This window comes from Castellaniella sp. WN (assembly GCF_054457555.1).
On sequence record NZ_JBTKZC010000001.1, the window covers coordinates 2163817 to 2184360 of the forward strand.

The window sequence follows — 20544 nt, forward strand, 5'->3', positions numbered from 1 at the left end:
CTAACGTGACCGGCCGGACTGACTCGCACCCCGGATTGCTTCCCTAGAGAGCGCACGCTAAACAGGCCGTTGGCGACATGTCGCCTTCAGGCACGTTCAGTCCCGGCACCCGCCACCTTCCACCCTTAAGTCTAATCGACAGGAGGTGGTATGGAACTGGGAGCGTTATACAAACGGGTGATCGGTCTGGACATTCATCAGGCGCAGATCACGGCCTGTGCGCTGATCGAGGAAGCAGACGGCTGCGCACGCATCGAGCAACGTCAATTCGGCGCGTTCAAGCGAGACCGTCGGGAACTGGCCGACTGGGTGGCGTCACTACGCCCCGACGAAGTCGTGATGGAGAGCACCGGCATTTACTGGAAGAGCCCGTATGCGGCACTGGAAGCGCGTGGCATCTGCGCCAAGGTGGTCAATGCGCGACATGTGAAGAACGTGCCGGGCCGCAAGACCGATGTGGGTGATGCCCACTGGTTAGCGACGCTGGCGCGAGCGGGATTACTGCGCGGCTCGTTTGTACCGCCGGCCAAGCTGCGGGAACTGCGCCTGATCGCCCGCCAACGACAGAAACTTGTCGGGCAACTGGCCAGCGAGAAGAACCGTCTGCACAAGGTGCTCACCGATAGCGGCGTGCGCCTGGGGGTGGTGGTCAGTGATCTGCACGGCCAGTCGGCACGCGCCATGGTCAAGGCGATCATCGCCGGACAAGCGCCGCAGGAGCGGTGATTGTCAACCTATCTGTCGCATTTTCTGAGTGACTCAAGCCGCCCGCTTGAGGTCTGAATTTCGCTTGGCACAGGACGCGTGACCCTTCTGCGGGTTGAGGAAGACCTCGTCGACTCTTGTCCAGTTGCGGGTCCTGCCGCTCCAGCGCTCCGGGTGCTTTTCGCGGGCCGCCCGATAGAGGGCATGGCGCCGTTCGAGCAGGCCGCGATCGCGCCCACAGTGACGCTGCTCAGGCGTCACGAAGCCGATAGCGCTGTGCCGGTGCTCGGTGTTGTACCAGCGCACGAACTCACCGACCCAGGCCCGGGCAGCCAGCAGACCGGTGAAGGGCTTGCGAGGGTAGCGGGGGCGGTACTTCAGAGTCCTGAACAAGGACTCTGAGTACGGGTTGTCATTGCTCACCGCTGGCCTGCTGAACGATGGCGCCACACCCAGCTCCCGTAGTGTCGCCAGCATGGTGGCGCCCTTCATCGGGGAGCCATTGTCGCTGTGTAACACCACCTGCCCTGGGAGGATGCCCTCGCGGCGGCAGATATCGCGCATCAGCTCACTGGCACGGGCGCTGTCCTCGGTGTCATAGACCTGCCAGCCCACGATGTGACGGCTGAACAGGTCAAGAAACAGGTACAGGTAGTAGTACTGGCCCCGCACGGTGGCGGGCAGATAGGTGATGTCCCAGCTGAAGAGCTGCCCTGGCGCAGTAGCCGTCAGCGCCCGAGGCCGATGCACCGGGCCAGGCGTGCGATCAGGCGTGCGATGCACCAGTTGCCCGGCGGTACGCATCAGCCTGTAGATCGTCGATTCACTGGCCAGATAGACCCCCGTATCCGCCAGGCGTGGCACGATCTGAGAAGCGGGCAGGTGGCCGTACTCGCTGCTGTTGACCACCCGCAGGATGCGATCACGCTCGGCATCGCTCAGGCGGTTGCAGGGCCGCTGTACCCGCGTGGGGCGCCCATCGCCTTGCTCCGGGGCCCGCCGCCAACGTTGCAGTGTGCGTGCGCTCAGATTGATTGCTTCACAGGCGCGTGCCTGTCGAGCACCAGCCGTGACCGCCTCAGTAATCAATGCCATGATCTGTCGGCGCTGTGTCAGTGAGGTCATTTGTCCTCGTCCTCCCACAGCGCCTGGTATTTTTTTTGCAGTACCAGCAGGGCTGCCGCCTCCGATAACGCCTTGTCCTTGCGGGCCAAATCACGGCGCACGCCAACCAGTTCCTCTTTGAGCCGACGCAGCTCCTGGATATCGGCTGCGGGCTTGTTCCCCGACTGTTCGAGCTCATGCTTCCAGGCCGTGAGCTGATGGGCGAAGATGCCCCGTTCCCGGCACCAGGCGTTGCGCGCCTCTTCGGCCAGAGAATGGGTCTCAAGCAGGGCCTGCAGCCGCTGTGCGGATGTCCACCGACTGGCGGGGGCCTCTTCTGAGGATTGCCTGCGCAAATGAGCCATCTTCGGATTGCGAATCCAGTTCTTCAGCGTATGGACCGACATGTTCAACTCCTGGGCCATGTCAGCCACCGTGCGCGTGCCGCGCTGCAGGGTCTTGCGGATCGCCTCCTCTTTGAAGGCCGTGCTGTAGGTCGTCAAATTCATCTAATCGTTCCAAATCCGATGCGACAACTAGTCTGACACAGGGGGGGAGGTGCTCAAGCTTGCCAGTCGCCGCCTGAAGGCCAGCCGCGAGGAAATCTTCGACGCCCTGCAAGGCGACCTGACGGCCAGCCATCACTTCGTCCTGGATGAACTGATGCAGCATGTCGAGGAAATCGAGGCCCGTATCGTTCGCTTCGATACCCGGCTGCTCGCCGAACTGAAATCCGAACACAACGCCTTGGCCCTGCTGCAAACCATTCCCGGCGTCGATCAGATCGGGGCTGCCATGCTGTTGGTCGAAATCGGCTCCGACATGGATGTCTTTGGTAGTGCCGATCGTCTTGCCTCCTGGGTCGGCATCTGCCCCGGCAACAACGAATCAGCCGGCAAGCGTAAATCCGGTCGTGTTCGCAAGGGCAATCTGTATGTCCGGCGCCTGTTGTGCGAGTTCGCTCACGCCGCTAGCCGTACTCAATCCGTCTTCAAATCGAAATTCCAGGCCTTGATGGTGCGCCGTGGCTAACGATCATGGTGGTAGGCACCACCCCTGAAGATGAAAGAGACTTTGGGGTGGAAGGTGTTGGGTGAAGGTCGTAAAAGTTTTTGGCGGCTCGACCCCGCGGCTAACGTGACCGGCCGGACTGACTCGCACCCCGGATTGCTTCCCTAGAGAGCGCACGCTAAACAGGCCGTTGGCGACATGTCGCCTTCAGGCACGTTCAGTCCCGGCACCCGCCACCTTCCACCCTTAAGTCTAATCGACAGGAGGTGGTATGGAACTGGGAGCGTTATACAAACGGGTGATCGGTCTGGACATTCATCAGGCGCAGATCACGGCCTGTGCGCTGATCGAGGAAGCAGACGGCTGCGCACGCATCGAGCAACGTCAATTCGGCGCGTTCAAGCGAGACCGTCGGGAACTGGCCGACTGGGTGGCGTCACTACGCCCCGACGAAGTCGTGATGGAGAGCACCGGCATTTACTGGAAGAGCCCGTATGCGGCACTGGAAGCGCGTGGCATCTGCGCCAAGGTGGTCAATGCGCGACATGTGAAGAACGTGCCGGGCCGCAAGACCGATGTGGGTGATGCCCACTGGTTAGCGACGCTGGCGCGAGCGGGATTACTGCGCGGCTCGTTTGTACCGCCGGCCAAGCTGCGGGAACTGCGCCTGATCGCCCGCCAACGACAGAAACTTGTCGGGCAACTGGCCAGCGAGAAGAACCGTCTGCACAAGGTGCTCACCGATAGCGGCGTGCGCCTGGGGGTGGTGGTCAGTGATCTGCACGGCCAGTCGGCACGCGCCATGGTCAAGGCGATCATCGCCGGACAAGCGCCGCAGGAGGTGCTCAAGCTTGCCAGTCGCCGCCTGAAGGCCAGCCGCGAGGAAATCTTCGACGCCCTGCAAGGCGACCTGACGGCCAGCCATCACTTCGTCCTGGATGAACTGATGCAGCATGTCGAGGAAATCGAGGCCCGTATCGTTCGCTTCGATACCCGGCTGCTCGCCGAACTGAAATCCGAACACAACGCCTTGGCCCTGCTGCAAACCATTCCCGGCGTCGATCAGATCGGGGCTGCCATGCTGTTGGTCGAAATCGGCTCCGACATGGATGTCTTTGGTAGTGCCGATCGTCTTGCCTCCTGGGTCGGCATCTGCCCCGGCAACAACGAATCAGCCGGCAAGCGTAAATCCGGTCGTGTTCGCAAGGGCAATCTGTATGTCCGGCGCCTGTTGTGCGAGTTCGCTCACGCCGCTAGCCGTACTCAATCCGTCTTCAAATCGAAATTCCAGGCCTTGATGGTGCGCCGTGGCTATAAACGGGCCATCATCGCCATCGGCCACAAAATACTGCGAACGATCTTCTTCATACTCCAGCGTGGCGAACACTACCGGGACAGCGCCACCGACTATGAGGCCCTATCCGTTCAACGCAACGCTCCACGCTGGATCAAGGCTCTGACCAAGTTCGGATTTATCCAACCTGCCAGCGCCTGAGCCGCACCGCCCTAGCCCTTACAGCCTTCGATGGCTGGGGGGGCGCTCGGTCAGAAATGCCTGTCTTTCACGCTATAAACGGGCCATCATCGCCATCGGCCACAAAATACTGCGAACGATCTTCTTCATACTCCAGCGTGGCGAACACTACCGGGACAGCGCCACCGACTATGAGGCCCTATCCGTTCAACGCAACGCTCCACGCTGGATCAAGGCTCTGACCAAGTTCGGATTTATCCAACCTGCCAGCGCCTGAGCCGCACCGCCCTAGCCCTTACAGCCTTCGATGGCTGGGGGGGCGCTCGGTCAGAAATGCCTGTCTTTCACGCTAAAGAAGGCCAGATACAAGTACAGAAGTTTCAATCCAGCCGAGGATTCAAGGCTTTCTGCGACAGACGCGATGCGCCAGGTCGGCGCATCCGCAGGTGTCCTGCTTTCGCTACTGGGCGGGGAGCACGACGAGAATCTTGTTCACGACACACGAACACTCTTCGTCGCCGGTCTCGCGCATGGGATGGATAAGCCGACACTGATTCTCGCCCACGCAAATGCAAAGATTCCGTTGGATGTGCGCGACGCCGTCAAGACATATTCTCGATCAGAAGACATAGTGCAGCACATTGCTGCCTTCTCGCTTGAAATCACCGAGCATCTGCAACAGGGGGACCCAACCCCGTTGAAAGGTCTTACGCCGCTGCAATCACTGCAAATCGGCGACCCTACTGCAGAGAACGAGATGACCACTCTCGATAGTTACTTTCTGGCGACGGACCAGTTCAGAAAGGCATTGAGAGGTGAGGTGGATATCGTCGTTGGGCGAAAGGGCGCAGGAAAGACTGCGCTTTTCATTCAGGTCCGGGACAAGATTCGATCCGACAAGCGCAACGTTGTGGTGGATCTGAAACCGGAGGGGTATCAGCTACTCAAGCTCAAGGAAGACATTCTTGCCCATGTGACCCAAGGCGCGAGCCATCATTTGGTGACGGCATTCTGGGAATATCTGATACTGCTTGAGATTACGTACAAATTGCTCGAAAAGGATCAGAACACTCACAAATTCAATCACGAGATTCGGGATCTGTACCTCGAGCTCGAGCATACCTATCGTACCGAGGGATATTCCGTTGAGGGCGACTTCTCTGAACGGTTGTTGGCGTTATCCCAGCGCATTGCTTTAGACTACGGTCAGCGTTACGGAAATAATGACGGCACCAAACTGACGACCGATCAGGTGACACAACTCGTCTACTCCCATGACGTGAAGGCGCTACGTGCCCAAGTCGTTCAGTATCTAGGGCACAAACAAGGAGTTTGGGTGCTGTTTGACAACCTCGATAAAGGGTGGAGCACGCAAGGCGTTGACGTCGTCGATGCAATGGTTCTTCGTTGCCTTATCGATGCCGGCCGGAAGGTCGAGCGTGACATGCGAAAGGCTGGGCACACGGTACATTGCATCGTGTTCATTCGGAACGACGTCTACGAACACCTGATGCGCCAGAGCGCTGACTACGGCAAGGAGATGCGTGTGACACTTGATTGGACTGATGCCGACATGCTCAGAGAACTTCTTCGTTTGCGTCTGGCCACATCACTCCCGAGCGGATCGAGTGAACTGACCTTTGATCAGCTCTGGCCCAAGCTATGTGTTTCTCACTACAAGGGTGAAGAAACGTCTTCGTACATCATTGAACGATCTCTGATGAGACCACGCAATATCATCAAGATATTTGCGCATGCCAAGGGGTTTGCGGCGAATCTCACACACGCGAAAATTGAAGAGACTGACTTGGAGAAAGGTGTTCGCACCTACTCACAAGATTTGCTGGTGGAGCTGGACCACGAACTTACCGATGTTTTCCCTGCGGCAAAGGATCTTTTGTACCAATTCATCGATGCTCCGGCGCGCATGTCGAGAGCGGAGCTGGAGTCATTCATACGCAGCGCAGAAATTGAGGATGACCAGATTGGCCGAGTCATCGATTTTCTTCTCTATTACGGAATTCTAGGCGTAGCAGTACCTGACGATCAAGTTCATTACATCTTCAATGTGAACTATGACCTAAAAATTCTTCAGGTCCGCGCAGCAAGAGCCTTGGACGAAGACGTGTATGTCATGAACCCCGCATTTTCCCCTGCTCTGGGAATTCGCGGCTCTGACTAGTACATCATCCTGTAAATAGGTTTAATAATTATCGGGTTGCAAATACGGCTGCAAGAGTGTGGCGACCACCTGTGCCATCTCGTCGAGCGAGCCTGTACCTGGCAACGGTTCCCAACGCCCACTATGGCTTCGAAAAGCCGCGCCATAATGATTGCGGCCCAACTCGGTCAGCCGCGCCACCACGGTCAACTGTTCATCGTCCACACGTTTGATCAGCAGATGGTGCCCGTAGGTTTGCGTAGCGATCTGCTCATGGCCGAGCAGGTGGCGCAGTTGTCGTTGCAAGTGGGTGGCGTGTTCTTTGGCGGATAAGGCTGGCATGTCGCTCCTCGTTATGATTCGCCGGTTTGTAGCGGATAGCCCCGGAAACTCCATTTGAACGGGCGTGCCGCCTGATTATGCGTGCGGACAAATTGTGCCGTGCGCTCGCGCAGGTGCGCAGTGCTGGTGTGACTGGCATGGCGCAGCACTCGGCGTGTATACCGGGCAAACCAGAGTTCGATCTGATTGACCCAGCTCGCGTGCAATGGCGTGAAGTGAAAGTGAAACCGTCCGGCATGCCGCGCATTGAACGCCTGCCAGACGGCCTGGGCGCGATGCGTGTTCAAATTATCCCAGACGACATGCACCTGCTGGTCAGGGTACGCAGCGGCCAGACGCCCCATTGTTCGGCGTCGTACTGGGCCAGCCAGCGGCGCACTGCGCTGTCAATCAGGTCCAGATCGCGACAAACCTGGCCCACGCTCAGACCTTGCTCTCGGATCATCTGCGCCACTTGGAGCTTGAAGGCGGCGTCAAAACTTCTACGAATACGGGTCATATCTTGCTGGCTCTCGTTGGGAAGGATGATCCCCTATCGAGGTGTCCACCAGAATTAGACCAGAACAGCATGTGCCTCTTGCTCGGCCAGTCCACAGATCACTATCACGGGCAGAGGCCTGCGGGACATCGGCGCTGGCATGTGCGTCAGGAAAAACGTCGATTATCACGACTCCTGAATCTCATAGAGGACCTCGCATGACGGAACCAGTATTCGGCGCACCTCCCATGGCCCAAACAGGAGAAGCTACTCACCGATACGCGTGTTGGTCAGCAAGGTAGTGGAGGCGTTGACCAGCGCCTGGACGGCCCGTGTTGCAGCGGGCTCATTCGCGTCGGCCTAAAATTCATACAAGCGCGACAGACTGGAAACCGCCTCGCTTGACTACTTGAGTGCCATCAGCGGGGCACTGGGAGCTCTTGGGCCGTGCCCAAACTATCCGCCCAAGATTTCACCGCCTGATGTTCGATGACCCGACCTGCGTCTACATCAGCCAATGCCTCGTAGGTGAGCCGATCCCGTTCTTCTTCCTGGGCGATCCAGGCGGCCAGTGCCTGCTTCACGACCCAGTCACGTGATCGATCAAGTCGCGCCGCCACCTTGTCCACCTTGTCGGCCAGCTGCAGCGGCACATGTGCGGTCAACACCTTGGTTGTCACCGTCATGTCACACTCTCCATCTAGGTTGGTTAGGAAATCATCCTAGTAATTAGGAATAAATTGATCAAGAGGCGCTCATATCCCACGCATTGGCCATGCGTAGGCCAGCCATGGACCAGCGGGGTAGCGCCCATGCATTCCAAGCAGCAAAAAACACAGAAATGCCCCATTTTTGAACCCCACCTCAACCCCATTTTTGCCTCAAAATCCGCAACAATGCGGGATCTAGCCATTTTTCAGAGTTCAAAACTGAACGGCGGAAGTTCAAAACTCAGTGGCGTTCGACAGCGTTCGACAGCTTCACTCACTTGTAACAACCCCCTTCCCGCTCTTGAAATGCCTGAAATCATCCTTATAATTAGCACTCGATGGGGTTGAGTGCTAACAACGCCTCGCCCCCGCTCCCTTCAATTTCTACGTACAGGAGTTCCTCCATGGCACTGCGTCCTTTGCACGATCGCGTGATCGTCAAGCGTCTGGACAACGAGCGCACCACCGCCTCGGGTATCGTCATCCCTGACAGCGCGGCTGAAAAGCCCGATCAGGGCGAAGTCCTGGCCGTCGGCCCCGGCAAGAAGACCGAGGACGGCAAAGTGATCCCGGTCGATCTGAAGGTCGGCGACAAGGTCCTGTTCGGCAAATACGCCGGCCAGTCCGTCAAGGTCGATGGCGAGGAAGTGCTCGTCATCCGCGAGGAAGAAGTCCTCGCCGTGATCCTGTAAGCCACCTCACCATTCAATCCCAAGGAATTTCGACATGGCTGCAAAGCAAGTTTATTTCGGTGACGATGCCCGCACCCGCATCGTCCGTGGCGTCAACATCCTCGCCAACGCCGTCAAGACCACCATGGGCCCCAAGGGCCGCAACGTGGTGCTGGACCGCTCCTTCGGCGCCCCCACCGTCACCAAGGACGGCGTCTCCGTCGCCAAGGAAATCGAACTGAAGGACAAGTTCGAGAACATCGGCGCCCAACTGGTCAAGGAAGTCGCTTCCAAGACCTCCGACAACGCCGGTGACGGCACCACCACCGCCACCGTGCTGGCCCAGGCCATCGTCGAGGAAGGCCTGAAGTATGTGGCCGCCGGCATCAGCCCCATGGACCTGAAGCGCGGCATCGACAAGGCCGTGATCGCCGCCGTGGACGAACTGCACAAGCTGTCCAAGCCCTGCACCACCAGCAAGGCCATCGCCCAGGTCGGCTCGATCTCGGCCAACAGCGACACCTCCGTCGGCGAGATCATCGCCAACGCGATGGACAAGGTCGGCAAGGAAGGCGTCATCACCGTCGAAGACGGCAAGTCCCTGGACAACGAACTGGATGTCGTCGAAGGCATGCAATTCGACCGCGGCTATCTGTCGCCCTACTTCATCAACAACCCCGACAAGCAAGTCGCCGTGCTGGATGACCCGTTCATCCTGATCTTCGACAAGAAGATCAGCAACATCCGCGACCTGCTGCCGGTGCTGGAACAAGTCGCCAAGTCCAGCCGTCCGCTGCTGATCGTGGCCGAGGACGTCGAGGGCGAAGCCCTGGCCACCCTGGTCGTGAACAACATCCGCGGCATCCTGAAGACCACTGCCGTCAAGGCCCCGGGCTTCGGCGACCGCCGCAAGGCCATGCTGGAAGACATCGCCATCCTGACGGGCGGCACGGTGATCTCCGAAGAAACCGGCCTGTCGCTGGAAAAGGCGACCCTGGCCGAGCTGGGCCAGGCCAAGCGCATCGAAGTGGCAAAGGAAAACACCACCATCATCGACGGCGCCGGCGATGCCAAGAACATCGAGGCCCGCGTCAAGCAGATCCGCGCGCAGATCGAGGAAGCCACCTCGGACTACGACCGTGAAAAACTGCAGGAACGCGTCGCCAAGCTGGCCGGCGGTGTCGCGGTGATCCGCGTGGGCGCGGCCACCGAAGTCGAGATGAAGGAAAAGAAGGCCCGTGTCGAAGACGCCCTGCACGCCACGCGCGCGGCCGTCGAGGAAGGCATCGTCCCGGGCGGCGGCGTCGCACTGATCCGCACCAAGGTCGCCGTGGCCAAGGTCAAGGGCGACAACGCCGACCAGGACGCCGGCATCAAGCTGGTCCTGCGTGCTATCGAGTCCCCGCTGCGCACCATCGTCTCCAACGCCGGCGACGAAGCCAGCGTGATCGTCAACGCGGTTGAACAGGGCGAAGGCAACTACGGCTACAACGCCGCCACCGGCGAGTACGGCGACCTGGTCGAACAGGGCGTGATCGACCCGACCAAGGTCACCCGCACCGCGCTGCAGAACGCCGCCTCGGTCGCCAGCCTGCTGCTGACCACCGAAGCCGCCGTGGCCGAGATCGTCGAAGACAAGCCCGCCGCTGCGATGCCCGACATGGGCGGAATGGGTGGCATGGGCGGCATGGGCGGCTTCTAAGCCCCTGCCCCTCCCGGTCCGGCGCCTCGCGCGCCGGCCGGCACCCGGCCTCATCCCCGTCACGGTTCGCCGTGGCGGGGATTTTTTCATCTGACTCACCCTGTCTCCCCCATGGGCACTTCCGCGCCGCGATGCGCCGGCATGTGCCATCGCCGGCTATTCCGTTCATCAAGAATCCATGCCAGCCGCTCATCGGAAAACGCATGTCTCTCGATGAAAATGCAGGGATGACCTTTGTTGTAAAAGCAAACAACGCTCGACAAGCTTTACGCCATGGAGCGACACGACAGCCAAACTCGCCATCAACCACAGATCCATTGATGAAGCCGGCCGCAAGACGGCCGTCGGTATCGCGACAGACCGTGCACAAGGAGAAACCTTGGAACTGGAAAAGGACGGCAAAGACACCCTGCGCTGCCCCTACGACCGAATCCATATGAGCGCGACACATCATGTCGCCTCCCCCCTCGCACAATCGATGCTCCAGGGCCGCCTGCCCCGTACATCGCCGCCTTCCGTCGAGAATGGCCAACCATCCTCACGTCCGGCTTCTCACACGGCGGCCAGACTCGCCGGCACCCCCATCCATTACAATGCCTGCACCACCCGGACCAGCCGACACATGACCCAGCCCTCCCCCTACAAGAGCACCGGCGGACTGCTGCGCATCGCGCGCGCCTTCGGCTATTCGCTGCAGGGGCTGGGCGCTGCGTGGCGTCACGAGGCCGCGTTCCGCCAGGAAACCGTGCTGGCCGCGATTCTGATCCCGCTGGGCCTGTGGCTGGGCGACACCGCTATCGAACGACTGCTGCTGGCCGGCTCGCCGGTGTTGGTGCTGATGGTGGAGCTGCTCAATTCCGCGATCGAGGCACTGGCCGACGCGATCAGCGCGAACCATCATCCCCTGCTGGGACGCGCCAAGGACATCGGCAGCGCGGCGGTGCTGCTGGCGCTGCTGCTGGCGTGCGCCTCCTGGGCGGCGGTGCTGGCGCCGCGCTGGTGGCCGTCCTGAACACATGAAAACGCTCGCGGCGTGAAATACGCGACGGCGAGCCCGGCCCGCCCTTCCCCGAACCCCTACGACATACGGCCCGATCCCCATGACATTCATCGACAAGCTGAACCGCGCCTGGGCCGCCCAGGATTCCCTGCTGATGGTGGGACTGGACCCCGACCCGCGGCGCTTTCCCAAGGAACTGGAAGGCCGCCCGGACGCGGTCACCGAATTCTGCCTGCGCATCGTCGAGGCGACCGCGCCCTATGCCTGCGGCTTCAAGCCGCAGATCGCGTATTTCGCCGCCCTGGGCGCCGAAGACCAGCTGCAGGACATCTGCCGGACGATCCGGGAGCGGCATCCGGACCTGCCCATCGTGCTGGACGCCAAGCGCGGCGACATCGGCAGCACCGCCGAACAATACGCCCGCGAGGCCTTCGAGCGCTACGGAGCGGACGCGGTGACGGTCAATCCTTACATGGGCCGCGATTCCGTACAGCCTTACATCGACTACGGCGAACGCGGCGTCATCATCCTGTGCCGCACGTCCAACGTCGGCGGAGCCGATCTCCAGGACATGCGGCTGGCCAATGGCACCCCGCTATACCTGCATGTGGCCGATCAGGTGGCCCGCGTCTGGAACACCAACGGGCAATGCGCCCTGGTGGTGGGCGCCACCTTTCCGGAAGAAATCGCCCAGGTGCGCCGCCGGGTGGGGAACATGCCCCTGCTGATCCCGGGCATCGGCGTCCAGGGCGGCGACATCCAGGCCACGGTGCAGGCGGGCCGCACGCCGGAAGGCCGCGGCATGATGATCAATTCATCACGCGCCATCCTGTATGCCAGCGCCCGGGAAGACTGGGAGCAGGCGGCCGCCAAGACCGCGCGCGCCACACGCAGCGCCATCCGCGCGGCACTCCAGGATTAGGGACGGAACACGCATGGCCCTAGACTATTGCTGGCTCCGCGACACGGTACGCGCGCGCTTCGCATCCGACGAGGCCATGGAGGCCATCCTGCCCCGTGCCCTGACACCCGAAGACTTGAAGCGCAAGGGCGACGACCGCTATCTTTCCGCCATGACGCAACGGGTCTTCCAAGCCGGCATGCAGCACACGGTGGTCGATGCCAAGTGGCCCGAATTCGAGAAGGCCTTCCAGGGCTTCGTGCCCGAGGTCATGGCGCGGCTCGGGCCTTCGCTGATCGAAGGCCACATGAAAAACGACCGGATCATCCGCGACCGAGCCAAGCTGAAGACCATTCCCGAGAACGCCCGGTTCATCCTGGAGATCCGCCAGGAGCGGGGCGCCGGCTTCGGCGCGTTCCTTGCCGATTGGCCGGATACCGACATCATCGGCCTGTGGCGCCTGCTGGCCAGGCGAGGCGCGCGCCTGGGTGGGCGCTCGGGCGCCGGCTTCCTGCGCCTGGCCGGGAAGGACACCTTCCTGCTGACCAGCGACGTGGTCGCGCGCCTGATGGCCGCGGGCATCATCGACCGCGAGCCCACCAGCCAGCGCGACCTGCGGGCCGTGCAGGATGCCTTCAACGCATTGCGACGGGACTCGGGCCGCCCGCTGTGCCAGCTGTCGGCCCTGATGGCTCTGAGCACCAATCCCGCATTCTAGTGTCCTGACAGGACACTGGGCGGCCCCGCCCCAGGCTGTCCTCGCGCGCCGGACCGCCAGCGTGCAATCCGGGCGTCAGGCCTTGCCCAGTTCGACCAGCGCCGCCTGCAGGGCGCGGCGCACCGCCGCAGCGCGCACGGCCTCGCGGTCGCCCTCGAAGACCTGGGTGACGGCCCGAGTCACGATCCCGGGACCGGCACGGCGCGCGATACCGAAACACACCATGCCGACCGGCTTGCCCGGCGTGGCGCCGCCCGGCCCGGCGATGCCGGTGGTGGACAGGGACAGATGGGCCCGGGGCACCGCCGCCAGCACACCCCCGGCCATTTCCATGGCGGTTTCCTCGCTGACGGCCCCGAAGCGCTCCAGGGTGTCGGGCGACACCCGCAGCTGCTCGACCTTGGCGGCATTGCTGTAAGTGACGAAACCTCGCTCGAACCACAGACTGGAACCGGGGCAGGACGTGATGGCGCCCGCCAGCAGCCCGCCGGTGCAGGATTCCGCCGTGGCGCACAGCCAGCCTGCGGCGCGCAGCGCGGCGCCCACCTCGCCCGCCAGGGCACGCGTTTCGCGTTCGTTCATGACAACACCCCCAGGCGGACGAGCAGCGCCCCCGCCAGCAAAGCATACAAGGCCGCGACGATGTCGTCGATCATGACCCCGAAGCCGTTCTTGAAGCGCCGGTCGAACAGGCTGACCGGCGGCGGTTTGACGATGTCGAAGAAGCGGAACAACGCCACTGAGACGGCCTGGGCCCAGAAACCCTGGGGCATCAGCCACAGCACCAGCCAGATGGCGACGATCTCGTCCCAGTTGATGCCGCCGTGATCCGGCACGCCCAAAGCATCGCCGCAGCGCTGGGCCGCCCAGCAGCCGACCCCGAAGGACAGCAGCAGGACCAGGATCATCCAGCCGTCGGACAGGCCGCGCAGCAGGACGGCCCACAGCAGCCAGCCGGCCAGCGTGCCCCAGGTTCCGGGAGCCGGATAGATCAGGCCCGAGCCCAGGCCGAAGGCCAGGATCCGCTCGGGACGGGAGAAGACCCAGGCGGCGGACGGACGCAGGATGGGCCGGACGGGGCTTGTATCCTTCGGGTCGGCCTGGTCCATCATGCAATGTCTCCGCGGGGTTCGGCAAAATGATCGAAGCCCCGGCGCGTCACCGACACAGCCCGGCCGGCACCATCCAGTACGCGCACGCCCTGGCCGCGCACCAGCGAGCCCACCCGGGTCACTGGCACATCCAGCTGCCGCCCCAAGGCCTCGATCTGCTCGCGCCACAGGGGCCGGGCCGTAAAGCACAATTCGTAGGCGTCCCCTCCGGCCAGCAGGGCCTCGCGGCGCAGGGTCTCGTCCAGGCCGGCCAGCGCCGGATGCGCCGGCAAGGCGTCCAGCCACAACTCGGCGCCGCAATGACTGGCCTGGAGGATGTGGCCGAGATCCTGCAGCAGGCCGTCGGACACGTCGATGGCGGCATGCGCCACGCCGGCCAGGTACCGGCCCAGCTTCAGGCGCGGGGTCGGGCGATCGAGGGCGGGCCGGGTGGCCCGCAGGCGTTCGGGATCGGGAGGCAGCCGGCCCAGCAACAGGCGCAGGGCCAGGTCGGCTGCGCCCAGTGCGCCGGATACCCAGACGTCGTCGCCGACACGGGCCGCGTCGCGGCGCAGGGCATGCGAGCGGCGGACTTCGCCCAGCACGGTGATGCTGAGCACCACGCCGGACATGCCCCGGGTGGTGTCCCCGCCTACCAGCGGGCAATGGGACTCGCGGGCCAGGGCGTGAAAGCCTTCGGAGAAGGCAGCCAACCAGGCGTGATCCACGGCGGGCAGCGACAGCGCCAGCGTGCAGGCCAGGGGCCGGGCGCCCATGGCGGCCAGATCGGACAGATTGACGGCCAGGGCCTTGTGGCCCAGGGATCCGGGGTCGGCGTCTGGCAGGAAATGCCGGCCCTCGACCAGCATGTCGGTGCTGACGGCCAGTTCGCAGCCCGACGACAGGGGCATCAGGGCGCAGTCGTCGCCCACGCCCAGCATCCGGTCCGGCGAGGGCCGCTTGAAATAACGTGCGATCAGGTCGAATTCGCCATCCGCCCGCATAAGCCCTTCCTGTGCCGCGTCAGCGGCGCGCCGTCGCCTGGACCTCGGGGGCGCGGACTTCGGCCGCGAGCTTGTCGAGCACGCCGTTGACGAAGCGGTAACCGTCCGTGCCGCCAAAAGACTTGGCAAGCTCGACGGCCTCGTTGATGGCCACGCGGTAGGGGACTTCGACGTGCTGGACGAGCTCGAAGCTGCCGATCAGCAGCACGGCGTGTTCGATGGGGGACAGTTCGGCCAGGGGCCGGTCGATGTAGGGCACAAACCGTTCGCGCAACGCGGCGGCCTGGGTGGCCGCCCCCTGGAGCAGGGTCTGGTACCACTGGGCGTCGGCCTGGTCGAAGTCCTCGCCGTCGCGCACATGAGCGTCGATCTCGCCCAGTTCCGCCAGGTCGGCGCCGCCGCGCAGCAGCCAGGCGTACACGCCCTGCAGCGCGAATTCGCGCGCCAGGCGGCGCGCGCTGCGGGCATTGGCGCGACCGGCGCGCGCGGGCTTGGCTTCAGTCATCCACATCCTCTTCGTCTTCGTCGTCCTCACCGTCGAAGTCGTCATCATCCTCATCGTCTTCCGACTCCGGCTCGAGGGCCGCCACCAGATTGGCCATTTCGACAGCGGCACGGGCGCAGTCGCGGCCCTTGTCGGCCGCGCGGGCCAGGGCCTGCTCGTCGGTGTTGGTGGTCAGCACGCCATTGGCGACCGGAATGCCGGTCTCGAGGGCGATGCGGCTGATCGCCGACGCCGATTCGTTGCTGACGATCTCGAAGTGATAGGTTTCGCCGCGGATCACGGCGCCCAGGGCGATCAGGGCGTCGAACTCGAAGGTTTCAGCCATCTGGGCCAGGGTCACGCCCAGCTCCAGCGCGCCGGGCACGGACACCACCATGACGTCGCGTTCGTCCACGCCCAGAGCGGCCAGTTCGTCCAGGCAGGTCTGCAACTCGGCCGTGCCGATTTCCTCATTGAACCGTGCACGCACGATGCCGATATGCAGGCCTTCCCCGTTCATGTCGGGGGTCATCACGTAGGGGTTCATAGTCGCGATTCCATGGTCAGGTCGCGGCGTCGGATACGCCGGGTTCACTATGGTAACCCGTAATGGTCAGGGAGAACCCTGCCATGCTGGGCATTTTGCGCGGTCGCGCCAGCAGCCGGGCCCGACCCACGCCGAGGTCGCGCAGGATCTGCGCGCCGATGCCGAAAGTGCGCAAACCGTGGCGTTCGCCGTCGGCGACCGCTTGCGCGGTCAGGGTATCGCTACCGCTGCGAGCCCAGGCGTCGAACTGCACAAACAGCAGGTCGGCGCCGCCGTGGCAGTTCAGCAGCACCAGCGCGCCGCTGGGCGCCTGCGCGATGGCCCGCAGAGCCTGGGGAATGGTCCAGCTGTGGCGGGTGGCCCCCTCGCAGAGGAGGTCCAGCACGCTGGCCGGCTCATGCACCCGCACCAGGGCTTCCCGGTCGGGATGGATGTCGCCATGGACCAGGGCCAGATGCGGCGCGTTGGCGGCGCGGTCCCGGTAGGCCACCGCCTTGAACGACCCCCAGGGCGTCGCCACCGGACGTTCGACCAGGCGCTCGATCATGGACTCGTGCTCGCTGCGGTACTGGATCAGGTCGGCGATGGTGCCGATCTTCAGCCCGTGCTCCCGGGCGAAGACCATCAGGTCCGGCAGGCGCGCCATGGAGCCGTCCGGCTTGAGAATCTCGCAGATCACGGCGGCCGGGGTCAGGCCCGCCATGGCGGTCAGATCGCAGCCGGCTTCCGTGTGACCGGCGCGCACCAGCACACCGCCCTGAACGGCGCGCACGGGGAAGATGTGTCCTGGCTGGACCAGGTCGGCCGGCCGGGCATCGCGCGCCACGGCCGCCTGGATGGTGCGGGCGCGGTCGGCGGCGGAGATGCCGGTCCCCACGCCCTCGGCGGCCTCGATGGAGACCGTGAAATTGGTGCCGTAGCGGGTGCCGTTCTGGCTGGACATCATCGACAGCTGCAACTGCTCGCAGCGTTCGTGCGTCAGCGTCAGGCAGACCAGCCCGCGCGCGTGGGTCACCATGAAATTGATCGCGTCGGGCGTGACGAAGTCGGCCGCCAGGACCAGGTCGCCCTCGTTCTCGCGGTCTTCCTCGTCCACCAGGATGACCATGTGCCCGGCCCGCAGCTCGTTTACGATCTCCTGGACCGGGGAAATGTCGAAGGACGGCTCGATCGAAGCCGCGCCGGATGCCATGTTCATGCCATGCCTGCCAAATTGAAAATGAATGCGGCCATTTTAGCCCTTGCCGGCCTCCGGCCCGCCCAGCAGGGCGTCGGCGAATTCCGCCGCGACGAAGGGCTGCAGATCCTGCATGCCCTCGCCCACGCCGATCCAGTACACGGGCACGGGCCGCACCCCCTGGCTGCCCGCCGCCACCGCCGCCAGGGTCCCGCCCTTGGCCGTGCCGTCGAGCTTGGTGACGACCAGGCCGGTCAGGCCCAGCGCGGCGTCGAAGGCGCGGATCTGCGCCAGCGCGTTCTGGCCGGTGTTGCCGTCCACCACCAGCAGGATCTCGTGGGGCGCCGTCGCATCGGCCTTGCCGATGACGCGCTTGATCTTCTTGAGCTCTTCCATCAGGTGCAGCTGGGTCGGCAGCCGGCCCGCCGTGTCGACCAGGACCACATCCGCCGACCGCGCGCGCCCGGCGTTGACCGCGTCGAACGCCACGGCCGCCGGATCGCCGCCTTCCTGGGCGATGACGGTGACGCCGTTGCGCGCGCCCCAGGCCACCAGCTGCTCGCGGGCCGCCGCGCGGAAGGTGTCGCCGGCCGCCAGCAGCACCGAGGCCTGGCGCTCCCGCAGGGCATGGGCCAGCTTGCCGATGGACGTGGTCTTGCCCGCCCCGTTGACCCCCGCGATCATGACCACCATGGGCGCGGCCTCGCCCACGACGAAGGGCTTTTCCAGGACCTTCAGGTGCTCGGCCAGGATGTCGCGCAACGCGGCGCGCACGGCCTCGGGCTGCTCGATGCGCTGGCGCTTCACGCGCGCCCGCAGTTCCGCCAGCAGCTTTTCCGTGGCCTCGACCCCGGCGTCGGCCATGATGAGCGCGGTTTCCAGTTCCTCGAACAGGGCCTCGTCGACGCGCCCCCCGGTGAACAGGCCGCCCAGGCTCTGGCCGGTGCGCGACAGGCCGCGCCGCAGCCGACCCAGCCAGGACCCGGAGGACGCGGGCGCGGAGGCGTCCGCGTCCCTGGCCGAGCGGTCCAGCCGGACCAGGGGATCGGCCGCCTCGTCCGGCCGGTCCGACCAGGCGTCGGGAGGCTGGACGGGCTCATCGGCGGGCGCGGACTCGGCACCGGCGGCGAATTCGGGCACCGGCTCGGCCGCCGCGGGCCGCGCATCGGCGGGGACCGAAGCGGCTCCGGCCGCCGATGCGCCGGGTCCGGAGGTACGGGCCTCCCACGAATCGGGCAATTCGGTCGGCGCGACCGGAGCCACTTCCGGCGCGTCCTGAGCCTCCGGCGCGCCATCCTGCCCGAACTCCGATTCCTGCGGCGCGGGCGCCCTCTTGCGTTTAAAGAAACTGAACATAGGCTTTACACTGAAAAAGATCCGGCCAAGGCCCGGCACGGACTTGGCGCCGTGAATCGGCGGACCGCGCATGAAAAAAAACCAGATCCGTATTGTAGGCGGTGCCTACCGCCGCACGCCCATTTCCGTCCCGGACGGCGATCACCTGCGTCCGACGCCCGACCGGGTGCGGGAAACCCTGTTCAACTGGCTGGCGTATTTCTGGGACGGCACATTCGCCGGCCGCCGGGTGCTGGACCTGTTCGCCGGCACCGGGGCGCTGGGCTTCGAGGCCGCGTCACGCGGCGTGGAGACCGCCCAGCTGGTCGAGCAGGCTCCAACCGCCCTGGCCGGCCTGCGGGCCGTCCAGGCTCGCCTGCGGTCGCCCGCCGTCCGCATCCACGCGGGCGATGCCCGCGCCTTCCTGCGCGCCCAGCCGGCCCCCTCCTACGATCTGGTGATGCTCGATCCGCCCTTCGGGGCGGGCTGGCTGCCGCGCCTGCTGCCCCTGCTGGACCGGGCCCTGCTGCCGGGCGGTCTGCTGTACCTGGAATCGGAGGCCCCCCTGGACGCGCCGCCGGAATGGGAATTGCTGCGCCAGGGACGAGCGGGCCAGGTCCACTACGGGTTGATCCGGTTTGCTGCAACGCAAAAAAATATGAATAATGATCGTCTGGAGACTCCTTGAACGGCCGGCCGGGCTTGTGCGCCCGCCCTCCGGAACTCCAATGATCCGAACACCGATTCCGTCAACTCATACGGAGACCGCATGATCACCGCCGTCTACCCGGGCACTTTCGACCCGCTCACCCGTGGGCACGAGGACCTCGTGCGACGGGCGGCCAGCCTGTTCGACCAGGTCGTCGTGGGCGTGGCCCACAGCCAGAACAAGCGACCGTTCTTCACCCTCCAGGAGCGCCTGGAGATCGCCGAGGAGGTCCTGGGGCATTATCCCAACGTGCGGGTGCGCAGCTTCGGCGGCCTGCTCAAGGATTTCGTGCGCGAGCAGGACGCCCGCGTGATCGTGCGCGGCCTGCGCGCCGTGTCGGATTTCGAGTACGAATTCCAGATGGCCGGCATGAACCGCCACCTGCTGCCCGAAGTCGAAACCCTGTTCATGACCCCATCGGACCAGTATCAGTTCATCTCCGGCACCATCGTGCGGGAAATCGCCATCCTGGGCGGAGACGTCAGCAAGTTCGTGTTCCCGTCCGTGGAACGCTGGCTGCACGCCAAGGCCAAGGCCCTGCGCGACGCTCAGGAAACCGCGAACGGGAAGTAGGCCCTAGTGTCCTGTCTGGCTAATTCCGATCCTTACCTTCGGCGCCCGGGCTGGCCATGCTGCGTTGCTTGTCCACCTCACCGCTTGCAAGCGGTTCGGATTCGTCAGGCACGGAGCAGTCCGCAGGGACTGCTCCGTGTCCAGACTCATCCTCGCGATAGCACCGGCCATCGCCGCGGTTCGCGCCTTGCCTGACAAGCCCATGCATCCGAATTCAAGTGACCAAACTCACCAGACAGGACACTAGGCGGGCCAGCTCACGGGATCGGCGTCCGGGTGCACCTTCACCAGCCGGCAGGGCTGGCCCAGCCACTGGGAAAGCCAGGCCGAGGCCAGGTCGCCCTCGTCCACGACCCGCACCGCGCGCCCGCCGATCAGCGCGGTACGTTCGACGCTGTCATCGTCCTCGATCACGTCCAGCGGCACGTCCAGGCGCAGCATGCCGGGCGCGCGGATCACCAGATAGCCGAAGCGCAGGCCGATTTCCAGACCGGCCAGGCCTGGCGCCCGGTTCGCATCCAGCCAGCGATCCTGATCGTCCACCGCCAGCCAGCGGCGGTCGTAGGCTCGGGCTGCCTCGTCGGCCAGGACGATCGCCCCGGCGATCGGCTGAAAAGCGGGTTCGGTCGTCATCGTGCGTTTTCCAT

The 20544-nt window shown here is 64.1% G+C and carries 19 protein-coding genes and 5 pseudogenes; 11 read left to right on the plus strand and 13 right to left on the minus strand.

From position 1 onward, the window contains the following. Positions 1–150: 150 nt before the first annotated feature. Positions 151–717 (plus strand): annotated as a pseudogene (locus ACTPOE_RS10110) (IS110 family RNA-guided transposase); the annotation flags it as partial. 42 nt (positions 718–759) lie between these two features. Here the strand turns inward: ACTPOE_RS10110 and ACTPOE_RS10115 are convergent. After that, positions 760–2318: pseudogene (locus ACTPOE_RS10115) on the minus strand (IS3 family transposase). Positions 2319–2367: 49 nt separating this feature from the next. On the opposite strand from ACTPOE_RS10115, the pseudogene ACTPOE_RS10120 reads away from it, so the two are divergent. The 3 genes and pseudogenes from ACTPOE_RS10120 to ACTPOE_RS10130 form a co-directional block, all read left to right on the plus strand. Next, positions 2368–2838, plus strand: a pseudogene (locus ACTPOE_RS10120) (transposase); the annotation flags it as partial. 253 nt (positions 2839–3091) lie between these two features. Continuing rightward, positions 3092–4315, plus strand: coding sequence for an IS110 family RNA-guided transposase (locus ACTPOE_RS10125; RefSeq protein WP_458870713.1), 1224 nt, complete (start codon positions 3092–3094; stop codon positions 4313–4315). Between the two features lie 400 nt (positions 4316–4715). Next, complete coding sequence (locus ACTPOE_RS10130; RefSeq protein WP_458872079.1) at positions 4716–6476, plus strand: P-loop ATPase, Sll1717 family; 1761 nt, start codon at positions 4716–4718, stop codon at positions 6474–6476. A gap of 21 nt (positions 6477–6497) precedes the next feature. On the opposite strand, the gene ACTPOE_RS10135 is transcribed toward ACTPOE_RS10130, so the two are convergent. The 4 genes and pseudogenes from ACTPOE_RS10135 to ACTPOE_RS10150 form a co-directional block, all read right to left on the minus strand. Further along, on the minus strand, positions 6498–6797 hold the full coding sequence (locus ACTPOE_RS10135; RefSeq protein ID WP_458872080.1) for a hypothetical protein: 300 nt from the start codon (positions 6795–6797) through the stop codon (positions 6498–6500). A gap of 11 nt (positions 6798–6808) precedes the next feature. Beyond that, positions 6809–7141 (minus strand): annotated as a pseudogene (locus ACTPOE_RS10140) (transposase); the annotation flags it as partial. Beyond that, a pseudogene (locus tag ACTPOE_RS10145) lies at positions 7135–7296 on the minus strand (transposase); the annotation flags it as partial. The pseudogenes ACTPOE_RS10140 and ACTPOE_RS10145, both read right to left, overlap by 7 nt. Before the next feature lie 398 nt (positions 7297–7694). Beyond that, positions 7695–7961: a CopG family ribbon-helix-helix protein gene (locus tag ACTPOE_RS10150; protein ID WP_458872082.1), complete on the minus strand. Its 267-nt coding sequence runs from the start codon at positions 7959–7961 to the stop codon at positions 7695–7697. A gap of 428 nt (positions 7962–8389) precedes the next feature. Here ACTPOE_RS10150 and ACTPOE_RS10155 point away from each other — a divergent pair, with 428 nt between their 5' ends. The 5 genes from ACTPOE_RS10155 to ACTPOE_RS10175 all read left to right on the plus strand — a co-directional run bounded on the left by ACTPOE_RS10155 (position 8390) and on the right by ACTPOE_RS10175 (position 12977). Beyond that, positions 8390–8677 carry a co-chaperone GroES gene (locus ACTPOE_RS10155; RefSeq protein ID WP_343836007.1) on the plus strand — a complete coding sequence of 96 codons (288 nt, stop codon included), beginning with the start codon at positions 8390–8392 and terminating at the stop codon, positions 8675–8677. 34 nt (positions 8678–8711) lie between these two features. After that, complete coding sequence (groL, locus tag ACTPOE_RS10160; RefSeq protein ID WP_458872083.1) at positions 8712–10358, plus strand: chaperonin GroEL; 1647 nt, start codon at positions 8712–8714, stop codon at positions 10356–10358. Positions 10359–10980: 622 nt separating this feature from the next. Next, complete coding sequence (locus ACTPOE_RS10165; protein WP_458872084.1) at positions 10981–11370, plus strand: diacylglycerol kinase; 390 nt, start codon at positions 10981–10983, stop codon at positions 11368–11370. 88 nt (positions 11371–11458) lie between these two features. After that, positions 11459–12280 carry an orotidine-5'-phosphate decarboxylase gene (gene pyrF, locus ACTPOE_RS10170; RefSeq protein WP_458872085.1) on the plus strand — a complete coding sequence of 274 codons (822 nt, stop codon included), beginning with the start codon at positions 11459–11461 and terminating at the stop codon, positions 12278–12280. Between the two features lie 13 nt (positions 12281–12293). Continuing rightward, positions 12294–12977, plus strand: a complete 684-nt coding sequence (locus ACTPOE_RS10175; protein WP_458872086.1) for a DNA-3-methyladenine glycosylase I — start codon at positions 12294–12296, stop codon at positions 12975–12977. A 75-nt stretch (positions 12978–13052) separates the two neighbouring features. Here ACTPOE_RS10175 and ACTPOE_RS10180 read toward each other — a convergent pair whose 3' ends face one another. The 7 genes from ACTPOE_RS10180 to ftsY are packed head-to-tail and all read right to left on the minus strand — an operon-like array spanning position 13053 to position 18636. After that, positions 13053–13559 (minus strand): CinA family protein, encoded by a 507-nt coding sequence (locus tag ACTPOE_RS10180; RefSeq protein ID WP_458872087.1) that lies wholly within the window; start codon positions 13557–13559, stop codon positions 13053–13055. Next, on the minus strand, positions 13556–14089 hold the full coding sequence (locus ACTPOE_RS10185) for a phosphatidylglycerophosphatase A family protein (protein ID WP_458872088.1): 534 nt from the start codon (positions 14087–14089) through the stop codon (positions 13556–13558). The genes ACTPOE_RS10180 and ACTPOE_RS10185 overlap by 4 nt, the downstream gene beginning before the upstream one ends. Then, positions 14086–15072, minus strand: a complete 987-nt coding sequence (gene thiL / locus ACTPOE_RS10190) for a thiamine-phosphate kinase (protein ID WP_458872089.1) — start codon at positions 15070–15072, stop codon at positions 14086–14088. The genes ACTPOE_RS10185 and thiL overlap by 4 nt, the downstream gene beginning before the upstream one ends. 19 nt (positions 15073–15091) lie before the next feature. Then, complete coding sequence (gene nusB, locus ACTPOE_RS10195; protein ID WP_458872090.1) at positions 15092–15577, minus strand: transcription antitermination factor NusB; 486 nt, start codon at positions 15575–15577, stop codon at positions 15092–15094. Beyond that, positions 15570–16103 (minus strand): 6,7-dimethyl-8-ribityllumazine synthase, encoded by a 534-nt coding sequence (gene ribH, locus ACTPOE_RS10200; RefSeq protein WP_458872091.1) that lies wholly within the window; start codon positions 16101–16103, stop codon positions 15570–15572. Before ribH ends, nusB begins: the two co-directional genes overlap by 8 nt. 16 nt (positions 16104–16119) lie before the next feature. Continuing rightward, a complete protein-coding gene (ribBA, locus tag ACTPOE_RS10205; protein ID WP_458872806.1) occupies positions 16120–17295 on the minus strand; it encodes a bifunctional 3,4-dihydroxy-2-butanone-4-phosphate synthase/GTP cyclohydrolase II in 1176 nt (391 codons plus the stop codon). 42 nt (positions 17296–17337) lie between these two features. Next, positions 17338–18636, minus strand: a complete 1299-nt coding sequence (gene ftsY, locus ACTPOE_RS10210; protein WP_458872093.1) for a signal recognition particle-docking protein FtsY — start codon at positions 18634–18636, stop codon at positions 17338–17340. Between the two features lie 70 nt (positions 18637–18706). Between ftsY and ACTPOE_RS10215 the strand changes: the two genes are divergently transcribed. Together ACTPOE_RS10215 and coaD are read left to right on the plus strand one after the other, a co-directional pair. Continuing rightward, positions 18707–19303, plus strand: a complete 597-nt coding sequence (locus tag ACTPOE_RS10215) for an RsmD family RNA methyltransferase (protein ID WP_458872094.1) — start codon at positions 18707–18709, stop codon at positions 19301–19303. A gap of 81 nt (positions 19304–19384) precedes the next feature. After that, positions 19385–19897 (plus strand): pantetheine-phosphate adenylyltransferase, encoded by a 513-nt coding sequence (coaD, locus tag ACTPOE_RS10220; protein WP_458872095.1) that lies wholly within the window; start codon positions 19385–19387, stop codon positions 19895–19897. A gap of 243 nt (positions 19898–20140) precedes the next feature. Here the strand turns inward: coaD and ACTPOE_RS10225 are convergent, their stop codons facing one another. Further along, the gene (locus tag ACTPOE_RS10225) at positions 20141–20530 is read right to left on the minus strand and encodes an MOSC N-terminal beta barrel domain-containing protein (RefSeq protein WP_458872096.1); all 390 of its coding nucleotides are present in this window, start codon (positions 20528–20530) and stop codon (positions 20141–20143) included. Positions 20531–20544 lie beyond the last annotated feature (14 nt).